Source organism: Paraglaciecola sp., from assembly GCF_051252315.1.
GTDB lineage: Bacteria > Pseudomonadota > Gammaproteobacteria > Enterobacterales > Alteromonadaceae > Paraglaciecola.
The window spans coordinates 1-11,894 of the sequence record NZ_JBPOFP010000127.1; the positions used below are offsets into that span (position 1 = coordinate 1).

10 protein-coding genes and 1 pseudogene are annotated in these 11,894 nt (G+C 40.2%); 9 read left to right on the top strand and 2 right to left on the bottom strand.

The genetic code is table 11. From position 1 onward, the window contains the following. Positions 1-244: 244 nt before the first annotated feature. The 7 genes from rsxA (at position 245) to nth (ending at position 6,989) form a co-directional block, all read left to right on the top strand. Positions 245-826 (top strand): electron transport complex subunit RsxA, encoded by a 582-nt coding sequence (rsxA, locus tag ACSHXM_RS18390; protein WP_435691216.1) that lies wholly within the window; start codon positions 245-247, stop codon positions 824-826. Further along, positions 826-1,392: an electron transport complex subunit RsxB gene (gene rsxB / locus ACSHXM_RS18395; protein ID WP_435691218.1), complete on the top strand. Its 567-nt coding sequence runs from the start codon at positions 826-828 to the stop codon at positions 1,390-1,392. Before rsxA ends, rsxB begins: the two co-directional genes overlap by 1 nt. 8 nt (positions 1,393-1,400) lie before the next feature. Next, positions 1,401-3,797 (top strand): electron transport complex subunit RsxC, encoded by a 2,397-nt coding sequence (rsxC, locus tag ACSHXM_RS18400; RefSeq protein WP_435691220.1) that lies wholly within the window; start codon positions 1,401-1,403, stop codon positions 3,795-3,797. Beyond that, positions 3,794-4,888: an electron transport complex subunit RsxD gene (gene rsxD, locus ACSHXM_RS18405; protein ID WP_435691222.1), complete on the top strand. Its 1,095-nt coding sequence runs from the start codon at positions 3,794-3,796 to the stop codon at positions 4,886-4,888. Before rsxC ends, rsxD begins: the two co-directional genes overlap by 4 nt. Continuing rightward, complete coding sequence (gene rsxG / locus ACSHXM_RS18410; protein WP_435691224.1) at positions 4,885-5,580, top strand: electron transport complex subunit RsxG; 696 nt, start codon at positions 4,885-4,887, stop codon at positions 5,578-5,580. The genes rsxD and rsxG overlap by 4 nt, the downstream gene beginning before the upstream one ends. Beyond that, positions 5,573-6,271, top strand: a complete 699-nt coding sequence (locus tag ACSHXM_RS18415; protein WP_435691226.1) for an electron transport complex subunit E — start codon at positions 5,573-5,575, stop codon at positions 6,269-6,271. The genes rsxG and ACSHXM_RS18415 overlap by 8 nt, the downstream gene beginning before the upstream one ends. Before the next feature lie 85 nt (positions 6,272-6,356). Further along, a complete protein-coding gene (nth, locus tag ACSHXM_RS18420) occupies positions 6,357-6,989 on the top strand; it encodes an endonuclease III (RefSeq protein WP_435691228.1) in 633 nt (210 codons plus the stop codon). Positions 6,990-7,219: 230 nt separating this feature from the next. On the opposite strand, the gene ACSHXM_RS18425 is transcribed toward nth, so the two are convergent. After that, complete coding sequence (locus ACSHXM_RS18425; RefSeq protein WP_435691230.1) at positions 7,220-8,611, bottom strand: serine hydrolase; 1,392 nt, start codon at positions 8,609-8,611, stop codon at positions 7,220-7,222. 188 nt (positions 8,612-8,799) lie between these two features. On the opposite strand from ACSHXM_RS18425, the gene ACSHXM_RS18430 reads away from it, so the two are divergent. Next, positions 8,800-10,911, top strand: coding sequence for a winged helix-turn-helix domain-containing protein (locus tag ACSHXM_RS18430; protein ID WP_435691232.1), 2,112 nt, complete (start codon positions 8,800-8,802; stop codon positions 10,909-10,911). A gap of 91 nt (positions 10,912-11,002) precedes the next feature. Then, positions 11,003-11,124 (top strand): annotated as a pseudogene (locus ACSHXM_RS18435) (endonuclease III); the annotation flags it as partial. A 53-nt stretch (positions 11,125-11,177) separates the two neighbouring features. Here the strand turns inward: ACSHXM_RS18435 and ACSHXM_RS18440 are convergent. After that, entirely contained in the window at positions 11,178-11,672 is a 495-nt protein-coding gene (locus tag ACSHXM_RS18440) for a hypothetical protein (RefSeq protein ID WP_435691234.1), read from the bottom strand. Between the last annotated feature and the right edge of the window lie 222 nt (positions 11,673-11,894).

Genomic DNA, 11,894 nt, shown 5'->3' on the forward strand with positions numbered 1-11,894 from the left:
CCCCCTTAGCTCAGCTGGTTAGAGCGACGGACTGTTAATCCGCAGGTCCCCCGTTCGAGTCGGGGAGGGGGAGCCAAATTTGGCTCAATTCTTACTCCTTATCTAGCTAATCTTTTTCGTTTGACTCTTTTTTTCAATTTATTTACTCAAATACCAATAAACTTTTTAATATCAAGTTGTTAATAGGCGCTTAAACTAAGATAATAAGCAGGTTTTCAACACCTTTGGCAGATATCTACAAAAGATGACCGAATTTCTATTGCTACTCATCAGCACTGTTTTAGTCAACAACTTCGTTTTGGCGCAGTTTCTTGGGCTATGCCCTTTCATGGGTGTATCCGGAAAACTTGAAACAGCTATAGGCATGTCTATGGCCACGACCTTTGTCCTCACGTTAGCTTCTTTATCAAGTTATTTAGTTGAACACTATATTTTGTTACCCCTGGGCATTGGTTACTTACGTACCTTAAGTTTTATTTTGGTCATTGCGGTAGTGGTACAGTTTACTGAGATGGTTGTGCATAAGACCAGCCCAACACTCTATCGTCTGTTAGGTATATTCCTGCCTTTAATCACCACCAATTGTGCGGTGTTAGGTGTGGCTTTATTAAACATTAATAAAGAACATAATTTTGTTGAGTCGATTATTTACGGATTTGGCGCAGCCGTTGGGTTTTCTTTAGTATTAATATTATTTGCCGCCATGCGAGAAAGATTGGCAGTAGCAGATGTACCTAAACCTTTTAAAGGCGCATCGATTGGCATGATCACAGCCGGCCTTATGTCTCTGGCATTTATGGGCTTTACTGGTTTGGTTAAATTTTAATGTCATTTACTATCGCAATTATGACCGCTTTATTAGCCTTAGGTATTTTGGCCGTGATTTTCGGATCCATTTTAGGGTTTGCTGCCATTAAATTTAAAGTGGAAGGTGATCCTTTAGTAGATCAAATTGATGAAATATTACCGCAAACCCAATGTGGACAATGCGGTTATCCAGGGTGTAAGCCTTACGCAGAAGCCATAGCCACGGGTGATGAAATAAATAAATGCCCGCCAGGTGGCGAAGCGACCATTAAAAAGCTAGCAGATTTAATGGGAGTTGAAGCAAAATCATTAGATGCAGCCCATGGCCAAGAAGATGTAAAAAAGGTGGCCTACATTCGCGAAGATGAGTGTATTGGCTGTACAAAGTGTATTCAGGCTTGCCCGGTAGATGCCATCATGGGTGCGGCTAAACAAATGCATACTGTATTGGTAGATGAATGCACTGGTTGTGATCTATGTGTAGAGCCTTGCCCTGTAGATTGTATCGATATGGTGCCAGTTGAAAGTAATACAGCTTCTTGGCAATGGAAATTAGATGCCATTCCAGTTAAACAAATTAATTAGCGGTGAGTATGCATACTAGCTTTGACCAAATCGTTCATAAACTAGATCAAGAAGAGTTATGGGATTTTCCTGGTGGAATTCACCCACCTGAACGAAAAGATATTTCAAATCAAAAACCCATCGCCAATTTGCCGATTGCTAAAACCTTGTATGTGACAGTTAAACAACATAAGGGTGTTGAAGGCAATATTATTGTTGAAGCAGGTCAACAAGTATTGAAAGGCCAAGCATTAACCAAAAGCGCTAACCCCTTTGCAGTGCCAATTCATGCACCAACATCAGGTACAGTTAAAGCAATAGACAAACATGTATCCCCTCACCCATCGGGTATTCCTGAGTTAACCATCGAAATAGAAAGTGACGACCAAGATACTTGGGGTGAGCTAAGTCCCATGATGGACTATCAAGACCAGCCCAAAATAGAGGTGTTGGGTAAAATCTGTGATGCAGGGATCAGTGGAATGGGTGGTGCGGGTTTTCCATCACACATAAAATTGTCTACAGATAAAGAGGTCGAGTTTTTAATTATTAATGGTGTGGAATGTGAACCCTACATCACAGCCGACGATAGGTTAATGCGTGAACATGCCTGGCAAATACGTCAAGGTATAGACGTGTTAACGCACCTTGTATCACCTAAACAAGTTATTATTGCCATTGAGAACAACAAACCAGAAGCATTAGAAGCAATGCAAACGGCCTGTAGGGAAAACCCTTTGTATAAAGTGGTAGAAGTGCCTACTAAATATCCGTCTGGTGGTGAAAAACAACTTATTCAAATATTGACGGGTCGTGAAGTGCCTGCACAGGGTTTACCCATTGATGTGGGTGTTATCAGTCAAAATGTGGGAACTTGTTATGCCATTGCCGATGCCATTTTCTCAGGTAAACCGTTGATCCAACGGGTCACGACTGTCACTGGCGAAGCGTTAGAAAAACCCTCTAATTATTGGACCTTGATAGGTACGCCTCTTAAACACTTGTTAGAGCAATGTGATTATCTAGAAGAAACTCAAAAACAACCGCGCGTCATCATAGGTGGACCTATGATGGGATTCACAGCAACCAATGAACTTGTTCCCGTCATAAAAACCAGTAACTGTGTGTTAGTTCCGGCTGACAAAGAAATGGCCGAGCTGGATGAACAAGCGTGTATTCGTTGTGGAGCCTGTGCCGATGTATGCCCCGCGGGTTTACTTCCTCAGCAAATGTTCTGGCACGCTAAAGCCAAAGAATTAGACAAAGTGCAGGAATACAATTTATTTGATTGTATTGAATGTGGCGCTTGTGCATACGTATGTCCAAGTGAGATCCCACTGGTACATTATTATCGAGTTGCGAAAGCTGAAATTCGAAATGAACAAGACGAAAAACAACAAGCCGATAAAGCCCGAGAACGTTTTGAAAAACGTGCAGCTCGATTACTTGCTGAACAAGCGGCAAGAGACGAAAAACATAGGTTAGCTGCAGAAGCAAGAAAACAAGCGATGGAGTCTAGAGGCAGTAATGCGAAAGACAAGATTGCCGCCGCGTTAGCCCGGGCAAAAGCCAAAAAACAAGCTTTGTCAGCCAGCCAAGAAAATACAGTTTCTGAAAGCGATACAAAAGATGTCGCAGAACAACAGGGTTCAAATCCTTCTACTGAGCTAGAAACACAAGTAGCAGGAACTGATTCCCCTACCGACACAACTGCTGATACCCCTGCTGACGCTCCTGCTGACAAAGAAACAGGTGCCTCAGCTGACAAGACTACAGCTAAAAAACCAGCCAGTTCCAATCAAAGAGTACAAGCTGCCATAGCGCGAGCAAAAGCCAAAAAAGCAGCGGCAGCTCAAACAGCAAAAAATAATGAAGAACCTGCATCAGAGAGTCTCAGCAATAATGAGAATGAAACTTTAAAAAGTAAAAAACATCTAGGCTCTCAAACAGGCGCAATCATCGAGCCTAAAAGTATTGCACCAAATACTTCAGCGAAAGAGTCGAAGAGCAAAGAAACAGAGTTAGATCCTTCTTCATCTAAAGCAGCCGATGTTAAACAAGCTAGAGTCGCTGCTGCCGTAGCCAAGGCTAAAGCGAAACGAGCGAAACAAAAAACATCAGAACAAGCCAATACAATTGAGCCTAGTGACAAACCTAGTAATGAACCTAGCGAAACAGCCCAAGCGCCTACTCCTGCTGCAGAAAAGAACCAAGATGAAAAAGCAGTAGACCAGACACAAGAAACACAAACTCCTGTGCAAGAAGAAGCCAGCACAGACGCCAAAAACGACGCGTTAGCCATTAAAAAGCGTCGTATTGCGCAAGCTGTGGCAAAAGCCAAAGCCAAAAGACAAACTGAAAAAGCCCAAGCCGAAAAAGCGCAAATTGAAAAAGAACAAGTAAAAAAAGAAGATAAACCATCATGAATTTCAAATTAGCGAGCTCACCTCATCAACATGCTCATCGCGATCTAGGTCAAGTGATGAAGTTGGTCTTGTTTGCGCTCATCCCAGGTATCTTGATGCAAACTTGGTTTTTTGGCTGGGGAACTATTGTTCAAATCATGTTGGCAATTATCACAGCCACAGTCACAGAAGCCGCCATTCTTGAGTTGCGCAAACGAGACTTTGAGAAAGCCTTAAAAGATTACAGTGCCATGGTAACCGCCATTCTACTAGCTATTAGTATTCCACCCTTTGCTCCTTGGTGGGTGATTGTAATTGGGACGTTCTTTGCCATTGCCGTGGTAAAGCAACTTTACGGAGGTTTGGGTTTTAATATATTTAACCCAGCCATGGCCGCATACGTCATGTTATTAGTATCTTTTCCGGTACAAATGACACAATGGTTACCGCCAAATAATTTAGCTCAATACTCCCATAACTTCTGGGATGCAGTATCTGCCATCTTTACCCAATATAGCGTAGAAGGGTTTAGCCTAGGTCAATTACAAACAGATATTGATGGAGTCACTATGGCGACTCCGCTTGATACGGTAAAAACTAGCTTAACTCAAGGGTTTACCTACTCAGAAGGATTAGAACACAAGATATTTGATAGCGTGGTCAGTGGTCTGGGAGTGGCGTCTAGCTGGATTAGTTTAGCCTACTTAGCTGGTGGCTTATATTTAATAAAACTAAAGGTCATTAACTGGCATATTCCTACCAGTATTATTGCTGGCTTATTTGTTTGTGCTTCAGTTATGTCTTTGGTTGATTCAGATTTGTTTCCATCAAACATCTTCCACCTACTCAACGGCAGTATCATTATTGGGGCTTTTTTTATCGCAACTGATCCTGTCTCTGCAGCCACAACCAATAAAGGTAGGTTGATATTTGGTGCGGCTATCGGGTGCTGGGTTTATATCATACGGACTTGGGGTGGATACCCTGATGCCATTGCTTTTGCAGTAGTCATTATGAATATGGCGGTGCCACTAATCGATTATTACACTCGCCCTCGTACATATGGCCATCCGGCCTCAGGTACAAAAAATACCAAAGGTAATCAGTCATGAGCCAAACAGTACAAAGTAACATGACAAAAAACGGTCTTATCTTGGGTATTTTTGCTGTAGTGACCACTGGCTTAATCGCTCTGACGTATTTTGGCACCAAACAACAAATAGCCGAGCAACAACAAAAGAAGTTGTTATCGATTCTAAATGCTGTGGTAGACGAAAATAGTTATGACAATAACATTCACCTTGATTGTGCTGAGATCACAGCCCCTAATTTTTTAGGAACTGATACACCTTCTCGGATTTATCGAGCAACCAGCCAAGGTCAACCCACTGCGGTGGCAATCGAAACCACAGCACCAGACGGTTACAGTGGTAAAATCAAACTAGTGGTGGGCATGTTCTCAGCTGATCCTGCACAGGTTTCAAAGCAGGCGACAGTGTCTGGTGTGCGCGTGTTAGAACACAAAGAAACACCGGGCTTAGGTGACAAAATTGAATTAAGAATAAACGATTGGATCCTCGATTTTAACCAGCAAGAATATAATGCAGATAACGCCCACATGTGGGCTGTTAAAAAAGATGGCGGGCAGTTTGATCAATTTACCGGTGCCACTATCACACCAAGAGCGGTTGTTGGGGCTGTTAAAAAAAGCATTGAATTTTACTTAGCCAATCGTGATGACATATTTAGCAGCGAAAATGTCTGCAAGCCCAGCCTGACTGAAAAAGGGGTCAGTGATGAATGAATATAAAGAGTTAACGTGGCAAGGTTTGTGGAAAAACAACCCTGCCCTGATTCAGCTACTAGGTTTATGTCCGCTACTGGCTGTTACACAAACTTTAACTAACGGTTTGGGTTTAGGCATTGCCACCACTTTAGTTTTGATTGGCTCTAACGCCACTGTGTCTATAATTCGCAATTGGATACCCAATGAAATACGTATCCCTATCTTTGTAATGATCATCGCGGCTTTTGTGACCATAGTGCAACTACTCATGAACGCCTATACCTTTAAGCTGTATCAAGCCTTGGGCATATTTATTCCACTAATAGTCACCAACTGCGCCATAATCGGTAGAGCAGAAGCTTACGCCTCAAAAAACAAACTAGGCAACGCCGCTTTCGACGGGCTCATGATGGGTTTAGGTTTTACCTTAGTGTTAGTGTTGTTAGGTGCAATGCGTGAACTGCTAGGCAACGGGACCTTATTTGATGGAGCAAACTTATTATTGGGTGACTGGGCAAGTGTATTAAAAATAACAGTGTTTGAAACCGACAGCCCATTTTTACTGGCTATCTTGCCGCCAGGCGCCTTTTTGTTCATGGGCCTAATAATTGCCCTTAAAAACCTATTAGATGACCATATGGAAAAACTGTTCACCACTAAAGAAGAACAAAAAGTGGTACAAAGAGCCCGAGTGACTACAGAAAGTTAAAAGCCTGAATTTAAAACCAGAAGCCCAAAAGACAGAAGTTAAAAACTAGAAATTGAATTGCAAATAAAAAAATATAAATATAAAAATGAATAAATCCAAACGACTAGAAATACTGACACGACTAAGGGATAACAACCCCCACCCCACAACCGAACTTAATTTTAGTAGTCCATTTGAGTTACTCATTGCTGTGCTACTTTCAGCACAAGCTACAGATGTGGGGGTAAACAAAGCTACAGATAAACTGTATCCAGTAGCGAATACGCCACAAGCTATATTGAACTTAGGGCTTGAAGGTCTAAAGTCTTACATCAAAACCATAGGTTTATTTAACACCAAAGCCGTCAACACCATGAAAACCTGCCAAATGTTAGTCGATTTACATGGTGGAGAAGTACCTGAAAGCCGCGAGGCCCTTGAAGCCCTACCCGGCGTTGGCCGTAAAACAGCGAATGTTGTACTCAATACAGCTTTTGGCTGGCCTACCATAGCCGTAGACACCCACATATATCGTGTAAGTAACCGAACTAAATTGGCCATGGGTAAAACAGTAGAAAAAGTCGAAGAAAAGCTTCTCAAGGTCATCCCTGCTGAATTTAAAGTAGATGTACACCACTGGTTAATCCTGCATGGGCGTTATACTTGTGTAGCAAGAAAGCCAAGGTGTGGTAGCTGCATTATCGAAGACTTGTGTGAATTCAAAGATAAAACCGAATAAAAAAGAACTTATAGCACTTAGCCTCTAAATAAATGCGGCTTTCATTTAAAAGTTAGTACAGTACATCCACAACCTCACCATTAAAACACTGGATGCTTTGTACCTAGTTGTCAACTCACGTTTTTTTTACTAGATACAAAGCATAGTGATAGTTCTACCCGATTTGAGCGTCTGTAATTGGCTAATTCTAGTAACACGTTACAAAACGCTTCATGGCGATACAGTCAAACCTAGTCCTTTTGATAGTCATTAGCACTGTAATCACTTTTAAAGTTTGGTGATAATGATTTAGCCTTTTCAAAAGTTAACTTCGCCTGGAGGTACTCTTCTTTTTTGTAATATGCAAAGGCCAAACTGTCATACACTTGTGGCGCTTTGGGATATAAAAGCTGTAAATAATTTAATGTGTCAAAAGCTTCTTTCCAGCAGTGTTCAGTGATTAACTCCATGGCTAATTGATTTAAGGTTTTCCCAATAAAAGAACTATACCCTGCTTTTTGGTAAGCCTCTTTAAAAAATGAAAAAGACGGCTCAGGGTGCTGTGTTTGATAATATTGATAAGCAAAATTAGACGCTTTAGGCTTAATCTCAGAATACTCTCCGGTGTTTATAAAAGTAAGGATTCTTTGTGAAATGAATTCAGCAACGAGGCTATCAGAGTTAGCCAAAACGACTATTTCATAACCTCTTTTTAGATCAACTTCTACCGCGGCACTGACACCGCTTCCACCACCGTATGAACGCCAACTATCTTGATCCATTTTGAAAAAGCTTCGGTTTTTGGGAAGTGTACGATTAAGCAGGTCATCTCGATAAAATAGCGCACGAACAAACTGATGAATGTCTTCGACACTTGACTCTATGCCTCCATCTGGTCCGGGGTGCTCAGTAATTCCCACTTCTTTTAGACTATTGTTATACAGGTAAGTATATCGAGTTGACTGCTGAGGTAGATTGATCAGTGGTTTGAAACTCGAATTGGCTAATTTTGCCGGCGAAAATATATTGTCATTAAGCAATGTTTCAAATGATTGTCCCGTTACTTTTTCTAAAATTGCGCCTAAAACAACGTAACCATAATTGGAATACTTTTTTTGAGTACCTGGATCAAACAATAAAGTGGTATCGAGCAGTAAATGTAGTCGTTGTGTTACCGTTTCATATGCTAATGGGTTTTCTCTGTATTGGGCATTAAATATATCTGGTAAGCCCGAACGATGTGTTAGCAAGTGCTCAATGGTTATATTGGTTGTGTCAGGGTCAGTAAAGCCTAATTTGAATTTATCTAAGGTATCTGTTGTTTTCAAGTGGCCCGATTGCACCTGTTGTAACACTAATACTGCAGTAAACGCTTTCATGATTGACCCAATATTGTATCGAGTGTACGCAGTATTTTTTACACCTAGCGTTTGTGATTGCATGCCAACCTGTTGGCGATGAAACACCTTACCGCCCTTCGCAATTAGCACTGTTCCGCTAAACCAACCAAGTTTATTGTATTGCTCAACAATGTCAGTCGCGGTGTTTTTTATTTTCAATAAATCGTTTTGCTCAGACGCAAAAGCACCTCCAACGGTAAGAGTTGTAAATATGACCATAGCCACCTGAATTATATTTTTCATATATGCCTCCTTTAATATTCATTTGCAAAAAAGCGTACATTTCTCTGAGCTCGGAGTAATGAAGAATAGGTGAATAAAAGGTGAAAAAGAGTGAATTTATTTATCTATTTGAAGAGTAAAACTTCAAACTTGTTATTAAACAAGACAGAATAACATCGATATTATCTATTTAAGGCTTGATTACCTATATGTTGCAACTTGGTGACTTTAAAATTGATATAGCGAATTCAAAAGTATATCGAGGGGAAATACTAGTAGAAGTTGAACCGAAGACTTTCCAGTTACTCGTATATTTGCTCAATAACCCCAACCAAATCGTGACTCGAGATGACCTATTTGAACATCTTTGGTTTGGCAGAATTGTTTCTGACAATACCGTTAACAAGCATATCGCCAATTTAAGGAAACTATTAGGCGATGACCCGAAAAATGTTAAGTACGTGGAAACGGTTTCAAAGCAAGGTTATCGACTAATTTGCCCAGTCAAAACAATTTCTGAGAAAGCTCCTTTCTCATTAAGTAAGCGACCAAAGCGATTCTCGCCTTTAGTAACGACATCATTTGTTGGCTTGGTTGTTATATTGTTGGCGATATTTATTATTCTCAACGAAAATAACAGTAGTCGCCCATTATCGAGCTTAGAAGTAACTAGAGAAGAAGGTGTCGATTTTTCACCACGCGCAATCCCCAGCAGCGGCAAAATTTTATTTCTAAATCAAAAACTAAGCCAATCTAAGAGCTCATTATGGATAAAGGACGTGCAAACGAATCATGTCAAAAACGTAAATATTGGCCAATACGACATTTCTCACTTGATAGCCGCTACCAAAAGACCTGAAGGGATTTATGTGTATTTTTCTGCTGATTTTGACACCCACTGTAATGTTTATAAGGCAAAGCTCAATCAATTTAAAACGTTAGACAATATCACCGCCATTTTTAGTTGCCAGACAAGTCAGATACAAGACATAGTGTTAAATGACGATGCTGAGATCATTTATTACACCGCACGTAAATCAGGTCAATCTTCTTTTCAGGTGTACCAGTATGATATACAAAAAGATAGTCACGAATTAACAAAGCAGCCAGCAGCAGAAGCTAGAGGTAATCTAAGTATTGATTTGTCACCCGACAACAATAAATTATTGATAATGAGTAGCAATTCACTTAGTCAAACCACTTTCTATGTTTTAGATATTAATCGCGAAAAGCTATCACGCCATAAAACGTTTGATTATTTAGTGACTGAGGCCATTTGGGACCATGATTCGGAACATGTTTTCTACTCAACCGCACCTCCATCACATCAAATTGTGCGGAGCCAAGTTGCCGCAACGAGCGAGGACGATAAGGGAGCTACAATAGTTAACGTTAGTCATTATCTTTCTAATGACATGTCTTTGTTTCAAGATGATCAACTTTTATTTGGCACTCGGCAGGTTAATTTTAATATAGAAACGTTACTTGCTTTTGATGACTCACAAACTCGGTTCAATAACTCGATTGTATACGACACAATTCCTGCACTCCTTCATCAACAAGCCTACTACTTTTTTGTATCTAGTCGTTCTGGAAAAAATCAAGTTTACCTAGGTGACTTGTCCAATGGTGAGGCGACAAACGTATTAAACATTCAACAGCATAAAGTATTTACTAACCTTCAAGTCTCTCCTAACGATAAATATTTACTGATCGCGGATCAAAGCTCTGTCTGGAAAATCCCTGTTAATAAACTACTTAATTTAACCTCCCCCATTATTGAGTTGAAACCCTACCAAGTTTTTTCTAGCCAAACACAAATTCACAACATTAATTGGCTTAGTAATGAAGACTTTGTTGTGTCAACAAAAGACCCCGAAAAACCCCATACCTTTTTTAATGGTAATAATCAGCTAGATACTGTTGATTTTAAAAGGTGGCTGTACTTTTTCACTGATCACTATGATTTAAGCACTATTTATATGATTGAAAAATCAACCGGAAGAGTTTATGCAAGCTCGTTAAGCGCCATTTTAGAAGTAAGGAAAAATTCCGTTCGGCTAGCTGAATTTAAGCCTTTAGAGTTAAATAAGCTGATGCCCTATGCTTATTTTGATCCGCAAATTAGAGGAGATAATTTGTTCTTTGTCACAAACGAAAGCAGACAGTTTTATCTACAGCAATTTTCAATAACCAACTCAGAATTAGAATCTCGACATAAGCTTCATGGTTATTATGAATATGATGTCACTCAATCCGGCTTGGTATTGAGTCAGCTGAAAACAATTGAAGGTGATATACATAGAGTGTATGTAAAGTGACACCGCAATAACGCAATCATGGATATTCACGGTGAAGTTTAAATAAGTGGGTTCAAAAGCACCAGGACGTCTACCTTAGTTATACGTTAACTGGCCAACAATAGCTGTGGACACTCACATCGATCGCGTATCAAACCGCACCAAATTAGCCCCTGGAAAAATGTGAAACTCGTCGAAGAAAAACTGCTTAAACTGGTTCCTGCAGAGTTTAAAGATAAGACCTAGTAAACACTTATCAACACTGCTCGAAAGAAGAGCTATAAGAGTTACAAGAAGGTGGGCAAAAAGCTCACAACTACTCCAGTGGTTATTCCAATCAAAGCTTCGCTAAGGGATACACGCCTCAGGTTTAGTACATTGCTATAAGCAATACACAAGGAAATGAGTGATAAACCAAAAAACCATAATATTGCATGCTCGGGAAAGTTGAAATTTTTAACGCCAAACAAATCGAAAAAGCTGGAGCTGAGATTAGTTAATCCTAGCCAACCAAACATTATTTCTTCTGAAATAGTATGACCAAACAAGGCTAATGTGAAATTTGCAGTGGGCCGTTTAAAAACGGCTAACATACCCGCGCTAAGCAACAATATGCTTGATACCAATGGCTTAAACTGCACCCAATATTCCTGACTGAACCAACTTTCCAGCCTAATGCTGAAACTGATCTGTGTCGCAAAAATAACAAGTAAGACTAATCCAGCTAACGCAATCCCCCCGCCGATAACCTCGGTTCTTCCAATTTTGAACATTTTCATCATAATTTTATCTCTTTATCTACCTAGCTTTGTTAAATGAAATCAAAACGTTCATCCCAGTTTAATTCTGCACGGTCACTATATGTGTACAGCAAAAACCCTACAAGTACCGCATTAAAACTCGACTGAGGTCATGAATTAAACTGAGTATCCTCTAGTTTGCATAGAGCTTTACTCATGTGTAACAGATATAAAAATTCTAGCTGCGAAATATAACTTAAATAA